Origin of the sequence: Streptomyces sp. NPDC088745 (assembly GCF_044751045.1) — a bacterium.
GTDB lineage: Bacteria > Actinomycetota > Actinomycetes > Streptomycetales > Streptomycetaceae > Streptomyces > Streptomyces cremeus.
The window spans coordinates 168,137-182,173 of record NZ_JBIVLB010000009.1; the positions used below are offsets into that span (position 1 = coordinate 168,137).

A 14,037-nucleotide genomic window follows, 5' to 3' on the forward strand; every position below is an offset into this window, starting at 1 on the left:
GTCCCGTGCGTGCGACGGGCGGACCTCAGGGCGCGGACACCGGCCGGGTCCGTCCGGCGGGCTCCAGCCGCACCGGAATGCTGCGGTAGGCGCGGAAGGTGACGCTGGGCCGCCGCTCCACGGCGCCCGCCGCGGTGGGCGTGCCCGGGGCGTGGGCCAGCCACCGCAGCACCGCGCGTCCCTCCACCTGGGCCAGCGCCGCGCCCAGGCAGTGGTGCACACCGCCGCCGAAGCTGACGTGCGGATTGGGGTCGCGGGTGATGTCCAGCCGTTCCGGGTCGGCGAACCGTTCCGGGTCGTGGTTGGCGGAGCCCAGCAGCAGTACCAGGATGCGGCCCGCGCGCACGGTGCGGCCGTCGATCTCCACCGCCTCCCGCACATAGCGTGCGGTGGCCTGGATCGGCGCGTCGTAGCGCAGGAACTCCTCGACGCCCGGCACCGCGAGCTGCGGACGCCGCCGCAGCAGGGCCAGTTGCTCCGGGTGCCGGAGCAGCGCCGAGAAGATCGTCGAGATCAGGTTGGTGGTCGTCTCGAAGCCCGCGAAGAACAGGAAGACGACGTTGTCGACCAGCGTCTCGCGGTCGAAGCCGGGCTGTGTGCGCTGCGCGTCGAGCAGATTGCTGATCAGGTCGTCGGCGGGCCGCTTGGCCCGCTCCTCGACCAGCTCCGACACGTAGGCGCGCAGCCAGGTCACCGCGTCGTGCGCGGCCGCCCGCTCCTCGACGGGCACGTACAGGGCGAACGCCTTGGCCAGCTCCACCGCGTGCGGGCGTACCGCGTCCCGGTCCACGTCCGGGATGCCGATCAGCTCGCACACCACGGTGACCGGCAGCGGGAAGGCCAGGTCGCCGACCACGTCCAGCACCCCGTCGGAGCCCGCCCGCCGCTGCGCCTCGGCCATCAGCCGGTCCACCTGTTCGGCGACGTACTCCTCCAGCCTGCGCATCAGCTTCGGGCTGAAGGAGCGCTGCATGATGCCTCGCAGGAAGGTGTGCGCGGGTGCGTCCTGGTCCAGCACGATCCGCTTCAGGAAATCGTTGGCGGGACCCGTCCCGGTGGAGAACTCGTGGTACTCCGGCGGGTATTCGTGCCCCAGCCTGCGGTCCTTGAGCAGCCGGCTGACGTCCCTGTGGTGCGAGACCACCCACTGGCCGGCCGCGCCCCGGGCGAGGCGCCCGGCCTCGCGCAGACCGGCGTACACCCGGTAGGGGTCCGCGACCACGGCGGGATCGCGGGAGTCGAACTTCACGGGCAGCTCTCGCATGCGGCCGACGCCTCCTGTTGCTTGCACGGGGTGTCCGGTGGGCGCGCGTGGTGCTCGCGCGGGGTGGTCCGGGGTGCGCGTGGTGCACCGGTGAGCCTGACAGTCCGCGGGCGGGCGTGCGGGGGAACCTGTCGCCAGTCCTTCACCGCCGTCCGCCGCCCCGCCCCCGGCTCCCAGACTGGGCGGGCCAGGGGAACGACCGGACCCGAGCCGCGCACCCGAGGGTGCCGGGAGGTGACGCAGCGTTGAACACCGTGCTGAACATGCCGCGCTTCCTGCTGGACGACGCGCGCGCCATGCGCGACCCGTACCCGGTCTACCGGCGGCTGCGCGCGTACGGTCCGGTCTGCCGGGGCGGCCCGGGGCAGTGGGTCTTCCCCCGGCACGAAGAGGTCTCCGCGCTGCTGCGCGACCCCCGGCTCGGCCGGGAGTTCCCCGAGGAGTACCAGAAGGTGTCGGTGGGCGAGGGGCCCGCCAACGACTACCTGCGGCGCATCGTCGTCGACCGCGACCCGCCGGGCCACACCCGGCTTCGCCGCCTGCTCGTGAAGTCGCTCAGCCCGGCCATGGTGCGCGGGATGCGCGAACCCGTCGCCCGGCTGGTCGACGGCATGCTGGACCGGTTCGCCGACGAACGCCGCTTCGACCTGGTCGCCGACCTGGCCGTGCCCGTCCCCATGACGGTGATGAGTGAACTCCTCGACATCCCCCGCCCCGACCGGGCCGAGATCGCCCGTCTGTCCACCTCGCTCGCCCAGGCCTTCGCCGTGTTCATCCCGCCGGAGAAGCAGCGGGAGGCGCACGGGGCCGTGGTCGAACTGCGGGACTACATGGCCGGGCTGGTCCGCGAGCGCAGGCGGCGACCCGGCGAGGACCTGCTGTCGCGGATGCTCACCGCCGTCAGGGACGGCGAGGAGCCGCTGACCGACGAGGAGATCATCGACAACGCGCTGTTCGTCTACTACGCGGGCTTCGAGACGACCACCAACGCCATCGCCACCGGCGGCGACCTCTTCGTCCGGCAGCCGCACACCCAGAGGCAGTTGCGGGAGGACCCCGGCGTCTCCGGCAGCGCGCTGGAGGAGTTCATGCGGTACGACGCGCCCATCCACGCCACCACCCGGCTGGCCCTGGAGCCCATCGAGATCGCCGGGCTGACCATCCGCAAGGGGCGGGTCGTCGTGCTGCTGCTCGCTTCCGCCAATCACGACGAGCAGGTGTTCCACGACCCGGGCCGCGCCGACCTGACCCGGTCGCCCAACCCCCACCTCAGTTTCGGCGGCGGGGTGCACCACTGCCTCGGCGCGGCACTGGCGCGGATGGAGGGGGCGGTGGTCTTCGAGCGACTGGTGGCCCGGTTCGCGGACATCGAGTCGGCGGGCGAGAACGTGTGGGAGCCCAGCGCGGGCGGCTTCCGGTTTCCCTACTGGGCGCACCGCAGCGTGCCGGTCGCCGTGCGGCCCGCCTGAGCGGGGCACGGCAACGAGCCCGCCGGAGCGGCGATCGCGGTCACCACGACGCCCGCACCGGCGGCCCACCGGCCGCGCAGGGCCGGGAAGCCGGTGGCGACCGGGTCGAAGAGGGCGTCCGCCCGGCGCTTCCGCCGGGCGCCGCCGGAGACCGGCCGCACCACGAACGTACCGCTCTCCGCGTCCGGCCGGAGGGCGACCTCGGCGTCGTCGAAGCCCAGCCAGCACCCCGTCGCCGGATACCAGACCTTGTAGTACGCCTCCTTGGCGCTGAACAGCACCCGGCACCACGGGACGTCGGGCCGGGCCGCCGCCAGCTCCGCCAGGTGGGCCCGCTCGGCCGCCGACGTCACCTGTGCCAGCACCCGGCCGGGCAGCGGGGCGCACGGCTCGGCGTCGATGCCCAGGCCGTCGGCGTCCCGGGCCCGCGCCACCGCGGCCGCCCGGTACCCCCGGCAGTGCGTCAGCGAGCCGACCGTGCCCGGCGGCCACCCGGGCGCCCCGTCGGCGCCCCGCACCAGCGGAGCCGGCGGGAGGCCCAGTTCGGCCAGGCAGGCGCGCGCGAGGCGCCGCACGGTGGCGTACTCGTCCCGTCGCCCCGGCGACACGTCGGCGACCTGCCGGAGTTCCGCCGCGAAGAGCGCCGGGCCGGTCAGCTCCTGGGTGCTGTCCAGGGCGGCCGCGTACCGGGGGAGCAGTGTCCGGACGACGCCGGACACCGCTGCCGTACCCTCCGTACCGGAGGCGAACGCTTTCGTCGTACGGGTCGTACGGGCGCCCGGAGCCGCGGTCCTGCGGCTCAACCCGCTTCCACCGTCGCCCGCAGGGCCACCTTGTCGATCTTGCCGACGGGGGTGCGCGGCAGCACCGGCACCTCCCGCACCTCGTCGGGGAGTTTGAACGTGGCCAGGCCCTTGCCCGCCAGGTACCGCTTGATCTCCACCAGTGAAGGTGTCCGCCCCGCGCCGGCGGGGACCACGAACGCGAGCGTGGCCTCGCCGAGGTCGGCGTCCGGACGGGCCACCACCGCCGCGTCGTCGATCGCCTCGTGGCCGCGCAGGTGCCCCTCGATCTCGTCGGCCGACACCTTCTCGCCGCCCCGGTTGATCACGTCCTTCGCCCGGCCGACGATCACCAGGTTGCCCTCGGGGGTCAGCCTGGCCAGGTCCCCGGTGCGGAAGAAGCCGTCGGGGGTGAAGGAGGTGCGGTTCGCCTCCGGGGCGTTCCAGTAGCCGTTGATGGTGTACGGGCCGCGCGTGACGAGTTCGCCCACCTCTCCCGGCGGCACCACGCGCAACTCCTCGTCCACCAGGCGCAGTTCGTCCAGATCGGAGAGGGGGCGGCCCTCGGTGCCGTGCACGACTTCTTCCGGATCGTCCAGGCGCGTGTACGTGAGCAGGCCCTCGCCGATGCCGAACCAGTTCGTGATCCGGCACCCGAGCGCCGCCTGAGCGCGCCCGGCGGCCTGCTCGTCGAACTTCGAGCTGCCCACCTGGAGGAGCACGCCCGTCATGTCCACCGGCCGCTTCGCGGCGACCTTGGACCACAGCGCGGCGAGCGCGGGCACCACCGTGGTGTGGGTGACACCCTCCTTCTCGACCAGCGGGAACACCTCGTCGGGGGACGGGCTCGCGGCGAGCACCGCCTTTCCGCCCACCCGCAGCGCACCCAGCACCCCCGGGCAGCCCAGGGCGGCGTTGTGGGCGGCCGGGTTCGCCGCCAGGTACACGCTCTCCGCGTCGAACTCCAACGCCCGCGCGCAGGCGTCGATGTTGAAGAGGTAGTCGTCGTGCGTCCGCGGGATCAGCTTCGGCCTGCCCGTGCTGCCGCCGCTCAGCAGGAGGAACGCGACGCCCGACGGGTCGACCGCCGGCAGCGGCTCCGTGCCGGCGCCCTGGGCGCGCACCCGGTCCAGCGGGGTGAGGTCGCCGCTGTCGCCGTCCGCCACGATCACCGTACGGACGCCCGGCAGGGTCGCGGCGTGGCGGGCCACGGTGCGGTAGTCGAAGCCCTGGAAGCGGCCCGCGGTGACGTAACCGACCGCCCCGGAGGCCTCGATGAGGTGGCGCACCTCGCTCTCCCGGTGCCCCGGCAGCGCGAACACCGGGACGATGCCCGCACGGAACATCCCGACCGTGACGGTGAGGAACTCCACGACGTTCGGCAACTGCACCATGACCCGGTCACCGGGGTTCACCCCCCGGGCCAGCAGACCGCGGGCGATCTCGTCGGCCTCGGCGCGCACCTCCCCGTGCGTGACGCGGCGCCGGCGATCCACGGCGGCGGTCCGGTCGGGGCGGGCGAGCGCCACTTCGGTGAGCGCGTCGCCCAGCGGCACCCCCCGCCAGATGCCGGCGGCCCGGTAGCGGGCGGCGTCCTCGTCGCTCCACGGCGTGAACTCATCCATGCCGCCAGTGTTCCGGCCCGCCACACCGTGCCGGACGGGCCGAACAGAGCCGTGAAAGAGACGACGGCCGACGACGCGATCGCTCCTATCGTCACCACCGTCGCCGAAGACACCCCGGCCCCCGGGCCACCCGCCGAGGAGTGATGGATGAGCCGACCCCACACGCTGAGCTGGCTCGACGCCCCCCGCGACGACACCGGTGTGGAGATGTTCGACGAGACCTCCCACGTCTACCGGCCCTACCCGGAGCTCGCCGACGCGGCCACCCGGATCTCCGGCGGGCTCGTCGCGGCCGGAGTCCCGCGCGGAGCGGTCGTGCCGCTGCTGTGCTCCACCGGACCCGACCTCGTCGCCGCGTTCTACGGGGTGCAGGCCGCCGGGTGCGTGGTGAGCGTACTGGCGCCGCCCACCCGGATGTCGGGCGAGGCCGCCCGCGCGCACGTCCGCTCCGTCGTCGGGGCCGTGGGCGCCGACGCCGTCGTGGTGGACGCGGCCCACCACGACTTCGCCGCGGACGTCCTGGCGGAAGCCGCACCGCACACCCGTCTGCTGCTCCTGGAGGAGCTGGCCGAGGCCGGACCCGGCAGGCGGGACCCGGCCGAGCAGGCGCTGGTCCAGTTCACCTCGGGCAGCTCGGGCCGCCCGCGCGGGGTGCGGATCAGCCATGCCGCACTGGACGCCAACACCGCCGCGATCCGCGCCTGGGAGCGGGCCGGACGCGACGACTCCTGGTGCTCGTGGCTGCCGATGCACCATGACATGGGGCTCATCGGCTGCCTGGTGGTGCCGGTCTCCGGCAACAACCGGCTCGCCGTGTGCAGGCCCGAAACCTTCCTGCGCCACCCGTTGTCGTACCTCGCCCGCTTCGACGCGAACCGGGTGGAGCGGCCCGCGACGATCACCGCCACCCCGGCGTTCGGCCTCCAGCGCATCGTGGACCGCGTCGGCCACGGAGACCTGGAGGGCGCCGACCTGTCCGGTGTACGGGCGGTCATCGTCGGGGCCGAACGCATCGACCCCGCGCTGGTGACCCGCTTCACCGCCCTGCTGCGCCCGCACGGCCTGGCCCCGCACACCCTCACTCCCGCCTACGGACTGGCCGAGAGCACCCTCGCCGTCACCGGAGTGCCCGTCGAGGAGGTTCCGCGCGCCGTCCGCGTGCGCCGCGACGACCTGCGCGTCGGGGCACGGGTGAGCCTCGCCGACGGGGACACGGACCGGGAGACGGTTCAGGTGACGAGCTGCGGCCGCGCCCTGGACGGTCTGACGGTGGCCGTGGTGGACGAGGACGGAGAACCGCTCCCCGAGGGGCACGTCGGCGAACTGGCCGTCGCCGGGACCTCGTTGGCCGACGGCTACCTCGCGGACGGCCCCGCCGGGAGCACCGCCCTCACCGGCGGCCGGCTCCTCACCCGCGACGTCGCCTTCGCGCTGGCGGGGGAGTTCTACGTACTGGGCAGGCTCGGCGACAGCGTCAAGGTGCACGCCCGCTCGCTCTTCGCCGAGGACGTCGAGCTGATGCTCGGGCGGGCCGGACTCAACCTGAGCCGTGTCTGCGTCGTGCTCGGCGAGGCGGACGGGCGGGCACACGCCGTGGCCGTGCTGGAGGGGCTCGACGAACGGGCCGCCGAACTGGCCGAGGACGTGCTCGCCTCCGCCTGCCCCGGCACCCGCCGGCACGTGGCACGGGTGCCGCGCGGCGCCATCCCCCGTACCAGCAGCGGCAAGAGCCGCCGCCGACAGCTCTGGCAGCGGCTCAGCCAGGAACAGGTCTTCGACGGGGCGCCCGCCGCCACGGCCGGCACCTCCCGGACCTGACCGGCAGCTCCGTCCGGCCGGCCCCGCACCACTCCGACCCGGCCGGCTCCGCACCGCCCCGCCCGACCGGCCCCCAGAACAGGAGACCCCATGTCCTACTCCAGTGAAGAGGTGCGCGAGACCGTGCTCGCGATCATCGAGCAACTCGCCCCCGAACGGGAGAAGTTCGAGCCGGGCAAGGACATGCGTCTCGTCGAGGACCTGGGGTTCCACTCCCTGGCCCTGCTGGAGATGGCGTTCGCGATCGAGGACGACTTCGACCTGCCGCCGATCGACGAGCAGACCGGACGCGCCATCCAGACCACCGAGCAGGTGCTCGCCTACGTCCTGAGCCAGGTCGAGGTCCGGACGCCGTCGTGAGAAACGCACCGCCTTCCCGCACGACGACGTCCTGACGCAATGAAGGAGCCACGATGACCGAGGCGATCGCCCTCTCGGACCTCACCAAGCGTTTCGGTGAACAGACCGCACTCGACCGGGTGTCGCTGCGGATCCCCGCCGGAACCGTGGTGGGCCTGCTCGGCCCCAACGGAGCGGGCAAGACCACCCTCATCAACTGCCTCACCACGCTGTTGCAGCCCGACGGCGGCACCATCCGCGTCCTGGGCCACGACCCCGCGACCGACCCCTCCCTGGTGCGCGCCAACATCGCCCTCACCGGACAGTTCGCCGCCCTCGACGAACAGATCAACCCCCGCGAGAACCTCGTCTTCTTCGGCCGCCTGCTGGGCCTCGGCAAGGGCGAGGCCCAGCAGCGGGCGGGCGAGATGCTGGAGCGGTTCGAGCTCGGCGACGCCGCGTACACCCCCGTCGGCTACCTCTCCGGAGGCATGCGCCGACGCCTCGACCTCGCCGTCAGCCTCGTCGTACCGCGGCCGGTGCTCGTCCTGGACGAGCCCACCACCGGGCTCGACCCGCGCAGCCGCAAACTCCTGTGGGAGATGGTCAGGGCCGAGGCCGCGCGCGGCGTCGCCGTGCTGCTGACCACGCAGTACCTGGAGGAGGCCGACCAGCTCGCTGACCGCATCGTCGTCATCGACAAGGGCCGGGTCCTCGCGGACGGCTCGTCGGACGAGCTCAAGCGGGACGTGGGCGGCCTCATGTGCCGGCTCACCCTGACCAGCGCCGCCGACGCCGAAGCGGCCCGCCTCGCCCTCGGTGAACTGCCCGGCGTCACCGCCGAGGGCGACAAGGTGGCCGTGCCCATGGCGCGCCCCGAGGACGTTGGCGGGGTGCTCGCCCGGCTGGACGGCAAGGGGCTGCGGATCGCCGACATCGAGGTCACCAAACCGACGCTCGACGAGGTCTTCTTCGCGTTCACCGAGCCGTCGGCCACCGCAGGGCCGACGGCCACCGGGCCGGCCGCCGGCGGACCCGCGGCGCAGGGGGCCGCCCGATGAGCACCACGCCCGACATCGCCGCGGTGCCCGGCGCCCCGGCGCCCCCGGGCCGCCCGCCCGGCTGGCAGCACGACTTCCAGGTGCTCTTCGACCGGCTGCGGACACGCTCCTTCTCCCGGGGCGGCCTGGTCGCCACCGTCGTGCAGCCGCTGCTCTTCTTCGCCATCTTCTACTGCACCTTCGCCGCCATGCTCGACGCGCGGGGCATCGACTTCGGCCGCTTCGTCACCCCGACCGTCCTGGTGCAGGCCCTGATGTTCGTGGCCATCGGCAGCGCCACCGACCTCGCCGCCGACCGTTCCAGCGGCGTCTTCACCCGCCTGCTGACCAGCCCGGTCGACATGCGTGCCATGAGCCTGGCGCACCTGGCCGTCGTGGCGCTGCAAGGACTCCTGTCCAGCGTCGCCGTCGTCCTCGCCGGGCACCTGGTGGGCTTCCGCTTCGACCAGGGGGTGCTCGCCGCGTTCGGATTCCTGGTGTTCGCCGTGGCGTTCACCGTCGCGCTCTCGCTGGCCACGGCCACCATCGCGCTGCGCCTGAAGAACCTGGAGGCGCTCAGTGCGGTCCTCCACCTGCCGTACCTGCCGCTGCTGGTGCTCTCCACCGGCTTCGTCGAGGCGGACCTCTTCCCCGGCTGGCTCCAGCCGATCGTCGCCGCCTCCCCGGTGTCCGCGGTGATCGACGCGCTGCGCGCCCTGTCGAGCACCGCACTCACCTGGGGCGCGGTGCTGCCCGGCCTCGCCTGGCTGGTGGGACTCGTCGCCCTCTTCTCGTGGACCACGACCACAGCCTTCAGGAAGGTGGCCGTCCGATGACCGTGCAGTCGCCGGAACCTCTCGCACCGACGGCGCCGCCGTCCCCCTCGCCGGAACCGACCACCCTCGCCGGGGCGTCCGCGATCATCGCCGGGCGCGTCGTGCGACAGTTCGTCCGCAACCGGATGATGCTGATCGTCACCGTCGCCTTTCCGCTGCTCCAGCTCTTCATGCTGCTGGCCGCCTTCAGCGTGCTGGTGCGCGACACCCAGGACGTCGACTACGTCCGCCGGCTCGCCCCGCTGATCGTGCTCACCACGGCGTTCTCCTCGATCCTCACCACCGCCATCGCCCTGTGGAGCGACATCCGCAGCGGGGTGTTCAACCGGCTGCGCGCGATGCCGCTGGACATGCGGGCGTACGTCTTCGGGCGGATCGGCGGCGACTTCGTCCGCATCATGGGCGTGGCCGTCCTGGTGACGCTCGTCGCCCACACGGTCGGCTTCCGGTTCTCCAACGGGCCGCTGGCGACACTCGGCTTCTTCGGGGTCGTGGCCCTGTTCGGGATGATGTGCAGCGCGCTGGCGGTCGCCGTCGCACTGGTCGCCCAGCATCCCGGCATCATCGTGCGGTACGTCCAGATGCCCACGCTGGTGATGACGTTGATGTCCAGCGGCTACGTACCCCTGGAGGCCTTCCCGGGCTGGATCCAGCCGGCGGTGGGCGTCAACCCGGTCTCCCTGGCGGCCGAGGCGCTCGCCGGGCTGTCCCACCAGGGCGCGCTGACGGTGCCGGTGCTCGGCACCGCCGCCTGGACCCTCGGCGTCACGGCGGTGTGCACGGTCGTCGCCACCCGGCGCTTCGCGCTCCTCGTGAAGCGCGGCTGACCGTGGCGGACATCGTCGTACTGGGCGCGGGCGTGGCGGGCCTCGGGCTCGCGGTCTTCGCCGCCCGCCGCGGACACCGGGTGACGCTCGTCGAACGGGACGGCCCGCCACCCGGGGGCGGACCCCACGCCGAGGTCTCCGACTGGGACAGGCGCGGCGTGCCGCACGCCCGGCAGGGGCACGCCCTGCTGGGCCTCGGCATCGGGGTGCTGCGCGAGGAGTGCCCCGAGGTGACGGCCGAGCTGACCGGAGAGGGAGCCGTCCCCGTCACGCTGGAGACGGGCGGCGACGACCTCGGCCTGCTCAGCCGCCGGCTGGTCTTCGAGGCCGCGCTGCGCCGCCGCGCCGTCGCGGACCCCGCCGTCACCCTGCTGGGCGACCGGGCGACCGGGCTGCTGAGCTCCGGGACGCCGCACGGCGTTCCCCACGTGCACGGGGTCCGGCTCGCGGAAGGAGGCGACCTGACCGGCGACGTGGTGCTGGACGCCACCGGGCGCAGGTCGGCGGTGGCCGCCTGGCTCACCGCGATCGGCGGCGATCCGCCCGAGGAGACCGTCCAGTCCTGCGGTTTCTCCTACATCGCCCAGGAGTTCGCGCTCGGCCCCGGCGGGCGCTTCCCGTCCCTGCGGGCCCCGGTGGTGCACGAGCTGGACTTCGCCACCGTGCTGGCCTTCCCCGGCGACAACGGCCGCTTCCACCTCTCGACCACCGTCTCCTCCCACGACCCCGTACGCACCCGGCTGCTGGAACGAACGGTCTACCTGCGCTTCCTGGACAGCGTGGCGCCGGTGCGCGAGTGGCTCGACGGGGCGAGCCCGGTCGGCGACCCGATGCCCATGGCCGGACTGGAGAACCGCCGCCGCTCGCTCGCCGTGGACGGCGCGCCCCTGGTCACCGGATACGCGCTGGTCGGCGACGCCTGCGTCCAGACCAACCCCACCTTCGGCCGCGGCGTCTCCCTCGCCCTGGCCCACGCCAGAGCCGTCGCCGACCAGCTCGACCGGCTCGACCAGGACCCCTATGACTGGGCGAAGGAGACCCACCGGGTCACCGACGTGTGCCTGGGGCAGTGGTTCGAGCAGCAGGTCGCCACGGACGCCGCCCGGCTCGCCGAACTCGCGGGCGGCGCGCACGACGACTCGCTGACCGCCCGCGTCCTCACCGCCCTCGCCGTCCTGCGCGAGGAGGACGAGCTGGTACGGGTCGCCGCCGAGCGCGTCTACCACATGCTGCTCACTCCGGCCGAGCTGATGGGCGACCGCAAGGTGGCCCGCCGGGTGCTCGCGTTCCTGCGCGAACACCCCGGCCTCCGGCGCGACCACGTCGGACCCAACCGTCAGGACTTCGAGCGCCTGGTCACCGGCTGAGCGCCCGCCGCGCCGTCGGCCGGGCGTCCACCGGCTACTGAAGGGAAACACCATGAAAGTCACCCTGCCCACCAACGTCACGCTCAGCTACGACGTCTTCGGCCCCGAGGACGGCCCCGTCGTCGTGCTCGTGCCCGGCCAGCACCAGGCCTCCCTCTTCGAGACCATGCAGGTGCCGCAGCTGACCAAGGCCGGATACCGGGTCGTCACCTTCGACCTGCGCGGGGTGCTCCCGTCCGAGGAGACCCCGCCGCCGTACACCGTGGAACTGCTCGGGCAGGACCTGGCCGCCCTCAACGAGGCGCTGGAGCTGGGCCCCTGCACGTACATCGGCTACTCGGTGGGCGCGATGATCCTCCTGGAGCTGGCGATGAAGCGCCCCGACCTCATCGAGCGCGCCGCCCTCATCGGAGTTCCGTGGAAGCCCGGCGCGCTGCAACGGGCCATCCAGGCCGAGGCGGTGGACCGGCTCAAGAACGGCCACAAGGTGCCGGCCCTGCTGGAGGGGGCCTTCCGGGCGATGTACCTGTTCGGGCCGCGCGCACTCAACCGCGACCAGTTCATCGCCCCCTACCTGGAGGGGCTCGCGGGCCTGGCCGAGTCCGGCGGGCACGGCGCCATCGGGCACGCCGAGGCGTCCACCAACTTCCGGCCCAGCGACGAGGAGGTGAAGGCGGTCCGGGTGCCGCTGCTCGTGGTCGGCATGGAGCACGACATCGTCGCTCCCCGCCACCTCTCACGGGAGCTGGCGGACCTGATCCCCACCGCCGAGTACACCGAGATCCGCAACTGCGGGCACGCCTCCCTGCTGGAGAAGCCCACCGAGGTCAACGCGCTGGTGGCCGACTACCTGCGCTCCGGCAAGGTCGGCACCCCGCGCGGCTCGCGCCGGCTCGCCGAGGCCGGCGGCGAGGACGGCTGACGCCGTCGGCGCCACGACAACGCCGCCACGGCAACGGCGCCACCACAACGGCTCCCGGCCTCGCGCAGAGGCCGGGAGCCGTTGTCGTACGGCGTGCCGCGGAGGGGCTAGCGCCGTTGCCCGTACGGCGGGTCACGGGCGGGCCGTGAGCCGGTACAGCCGGTGGAACGGGTGGCCCACGTCGATCACCCGGGTGTCCAGGCCCGCCTCCGCGGCGTACGCGCGCACGGTGTCCGGGCGCATCACCGTGCCCGTGGCCGCGGTCGGCGTCCGGCTCATCCCGACCGGGAGGCAGTGCAGCACGCTCACCGCGTAGTGGAAGCGCTCGCTGTCCGGCGCGGCCGGGGTGAACCGCTCGCCGACCGACGGCTCCATCAACAGCACCGCGCCCCCGGGAGCCAGCAGCCCCCGGCAGGCCCGCAGCACCTCCACCGGCGCGGACATGTCGTGCAGGGCGTCGAACACGCAGACCAGCGTGTGCCCGGCCGCACCGGCCTCACCGGCGTCGCCCGCCCGGAAGGTGACCCGCTCGCGCAGCCCCTCCGCCGGATCGGTGGCGGCGAGGTTCGCCTCGGCGTCCCGGATCGACGCCTCGTCCAGGTCGAGCCCGTGCACCTCGGCGTCCGGGAACATCCGGGCCAGCGCCAGCGTGGAGAGCCCGGAGCCGCACGCCACGTCGGCGATGCTGCTGCCCGGCACCTGGAGGCGGGCGTCGACGTCGGGCAGGTGGCGACTGATCCAGCCGGGCAGGTGGTGCTCGAAGACCCCTCGGTTCAGGCCGGCCTGACCGCCGCGCAGGGCTTCGCCGTAGGCCGCGTACGGAAGGCCCCGGCGGTTCCGGTAGGCCTCCACCAACTGCGGCAGCACGGCCGCCATGCCGCCGATGGGCATCACGACCAGCGGGGCGATCCAGTTCGGGCTGCCGGCGTCGAGCAGCGCCTCCGCATGGGCGGACGGCAGCGTGAACCGCCGCTCCTCCGGGGGCCTTTCGGGTGCGTCGACGGTCAGCACCCCGGCACAGGACTGCTGTTCCAGCCACTCCCGGACCATCCGGGAGTCCAGGTCCGCGGCCTCGGCCACCTGGGCGGCGGTGGCGGGGCCGGTGCGGCGCAGTGCCTCGTACAGCCCCAGTTCCAGGCCGAGGAAGCAGGTCATCAGCTCGGCCGAGGCGAGCCCCGCCCCGAAGAGGCGCAGGGAGAACGCCTGCGTGGAGTCGGCAGCGGCGGGCCTCGCCCGCTGCACGGGTATCGATGCGGCGGACTGCCGGTGGGCGGGAGCCACGGCGGTCAGAGGTGGGCGAGGACGTTGACGACGTTGCCGTCGCCGTCCCGGTAGAAGAAGCGCCGCACGCCCCACTCCTCGTCCGCCGGGCCGTAGACGATCTCCAGCCCGGCCGCCCGGGCCTCCTCGAGCGCGGCCTCCAGGTCCCGCACCTCGATGGAGGCCGCCGGGTTGACCGGCCCGGTGGGGTCCTTGGTGATCAGGCTGACCTGTACGGAGTGGTCCGTGGGCGGGGCGAGCGTGGCGATCCAGCCGTGATTCATGATCACTTCCATTCCGGTGACCCGGGTGTGGGCCGCCACGGCGGAGTCGAGGTCGGTCACCGTGAGCAGCGGCATCGCGCGAAGTGCAGACATGTGCGCCAGCGTAGCCAGCGCGCCGCACGCTCCGGGGGGCCTTTCCGCCCTCTTTCACCGCCGTGTCGCGCCTCCTTCGCCGGTCGTAGGTTCTCCCCGCACGGGCCTCCC

13 protein-coding genes are annotated in these 14,037 nt (G+C 73.6%); 8 read left to right on the plus strand and 5 right to left on the minus strand.

From position 1 onward, the window contains the following. Positions 1-25: 25 nt before the first annotated feature. Positions 26-1,264, minus strand: coding sequence for a cytochrome P450 (locus ACIP93_RS24045; RefSeq protein ID WP_401761574.1), 1,239 nt, complete (start codon positions 1,262-1,264; stop codon positions 26-28). Between the two features lie 254 nt (positions 1,265-1,518). Here ACIP93_RS24045 and ACIP93_RS24050 point away from each other — a divergent pair, with 254 nt between their 5' ends. Continuing rightward, entirely contained in the window at positions 1,519-2,733 is a 1,215-nt protein-coding gene (locus tag ACIP93_RS24050) for a cytochrome P450 (protein ID WP_401761750.1), read from the plus strand. Here the strand turns inward: ACIP93_RS24050 and ACIP93_RS24055 are convergent. Both ACIP93_RS24055 and ACIP93_RS24060 read right to left on the minus strand, forming a co-directional pair. Continuing rightward, complete coding sequence (locus tag ACIP93_RS24055) at positions 2,688-3,536, minus strand: 4'-phosphopantetheinyl transferase (RefSeq protein ID WP_401761576.1); 849 nt, start codon at positions 3,534-3,536, stop codon at positions 2,688-2,690. The two genes, ACIP93_RS24050 and ACIP93_RS24055, sit on opposite strands and share 46 nt — an antisense overlap. Beyond that, complete coding sequence (locus ACIP93_RS24060; RefSeq protein ID WP_401761578.1) at positions 3,533-5,140, minus strand: (2,3-dihydroxybenzoyl)adenylate synthase; 1,608 nt, start codon at positions 5,138-5,140, stop codon at positions 3,533-3,535. Before ACIP93_RS24060 ends, ACIP93_RS24055 begins: the two co-directional genes overlap by 4 nt. Positions 5,141-5,287: 147 nt before the next feature. Here ACIP93_RS24060 and ACIP93_RS24065 point away from each other — a divergent pair, with 147 nt between their 5' ends. The 7 genes from ACIP93_RS24065 (at position 5,288) to ACIP93_RS24095 (ending at position 12,289) form a co-directional block, all read left to right on the plus strand. After that, positions 5,288-6,958: an AMP-binding protein gene (locus tag ACIP93_RS24065; RefSeq protein ID WP_401761580.1), complete on the plus strand. Its 1,671-nt coding sequence runs from the start codon at positions 5,288-5,290 to the stop codon at positions 6,956-6,958. A gap of 90 nt (positions 6,959-7,048) precedes the next feature. After that, a complete protein-coding gene (locus ACIP93_RS24070; protein WP_345226072.1) occupies positions 7,049-7,318 on the plus strand; it encodes a hypothetical protein in 270 nt (89 codons plus the stop codon). A 53-nt stretch (positions 7,319-7,371) separates the two neighbouring features. Beyond that, positions 7,372-8,358 carry an ATP-binding cassette domain-containing protein gene (locus ACIP93_RS24075; RefSeq protein ID WP_401761582.1) on the plus strand — a complete coding sequence of 329 codons (987 nt, stop codon included), beginning with the start codon at positions 7,372-7,374 and terminating at the stop codon, positions 8,356-8,358. Next, a complete protein-coding gene (locus ACIP93_RS24080; RefSeq protein ID WP_401761584.1) occupies positions 8,355-9,173 on the plus strand; it encodes an ABC transporter permease in 819 nt (272 codons plus the stop codon). The genes ACIP93_RS24075 and ACIP93_RS24080 overlap by 4 nt, the downstream gene beginning before the upstream one ends. Continuing rightward, on the plus strand, positions 9,170-10,000 hold the full coding sequence (locus ACIP93_RS24085) for an ABC transporter permease (protein ID WP_401761586.1): 831 nt from the start codon (positions 9,170-9,172) through the stop codon (positions 9,998-10,000). Before ACIP93_RS24080 ends, ACIP93_RS24085 begins: the two co-directional genes overlap by 4 nt. A gap of 2 nt (positions 10,001-10,002) precedes the next feature. Further along, entirely contained in the window at positions 10,003-11,367 is a 1,365-nt protein-coding gene (locus ACIP93_RS24090; protein WP_401761588.1) for an NAD(P)/FAD-dependent oxidoreductase, read from the plus strand. 52 nt (positions 11,368-11,419) lie between these two features. Continuing rightward, positions 11,420-12,289, plus strand: a complete 870-nt coding sequence (locus tag ACIP93_RS24095) for an alpha/beta hydrolase (RefSeq protein WP_345226083.1) — start codon at positions 11,420-11,422, stop codon at positions 12,287-12,289. 132 nt (positions 12,290-12,421) lie between these two features. Here ACIP93_RS24095 and ACIP93_RS24100 read toward each other — a convergent pair whose 3' ends face one another. Both ACIP93_RS24100 and ACIP93_RS24105 read right to left on the minus strand, forming a co-directional pair. Then, positions 12,422-13,570: a class I SAM-dependent methyltransferase gene (locus tag ACIP93_RS24100; RefSeq protein ID WP_401761590.1), complete on the minus strand. Its 1,149-nt coding sequence runs from the start codon at positions 13,568-13,570 to the stop codon at positions 12,422-12,424. 5 nt (positions 13,571-13,575) lie between these two features. Beyond that, on the minus strand, positions 13,576-13,926 hold the full coding sequence (locus tag ACIP93_RS24105) for a VOC family protein (RefSeq protein ID WP_345226087.1): 351 nt from the start codon (positions 13,924-13,926) through the stop codon (positions 13,576-13,578). Between the last annotated feature and the right edge of the window lie 111 nt (positions 13,927-14,037).

Excerpts from the sequence above, each read along its gene's own strand:
- ACIP93_RS24045 (WP_401761574.1), bottom strand. The coding sequence starts at position 1,264 with ATGCGAGAGCTGCCCGTGAAGTTCGACTCCCGCGATCCCGCCGTGGTC.
- ACIP93_RS24060 (WP_401761578.1), bottom strand. The coding sequence starts at position 5,140 with ATGGATGAGTTCACGCCGTGGAGCGACGAGGACGCCGCCCGCTACCGG.
- ACIP93_RS24065 (WP_401761580.1), top strand. The coding sequence starts at position 5,288 with ATGAGCCGACCCCACACGCTGAGCTGGCTCGACGCCCCCCGCGACGAC.
- ACIP93_RS24070 (WP_345226072.1), top strand. The coding sequence starts at position 7,049 with ATGTCCTACTCCAGTGAAGAGGTGCGCGAGACCGTGCTCGCGATCATC.
- ACIP93_RS24075 (WP_401761582.1), top strand. The coding sequence starts at position 7,372 with ATGACCGAGGCGATCGCCCTCTCGGACCTCACCAAGCGTTTCGGTGAA.
- ACIP93_RS24080 (WP_401761584.1), top strand. The coding sequence starts at position 8,355 with ATGAGCACCACGCCCGACATCGCCGCGGTGCCCGGCGCCCCGGCGCCC.
- ACIP93_RS24085 (WP_401761586.1), top strand. The coding sequence starts at position 9,170 with ATGACCGTGCAGTCGCCGGAACCTCTCGCACCGACGGCGCCGCCGTCC.
- ACIP93_RS24095 (WP_345226083.1), top strand. The coding sequence starts at position 11,420 with ATGAAAGTCACCCTGCCCACCAACGTCACGCTCAGCTACGACGTCTTC.
- ACIP93_RS24105 (WP_345226087.1), bottom strand. The coding sequence starts at position 13,926 with ATGTCTGCACTTCGCGCGATGCCGCTGCTCACGGTGACCGACCTCGAC.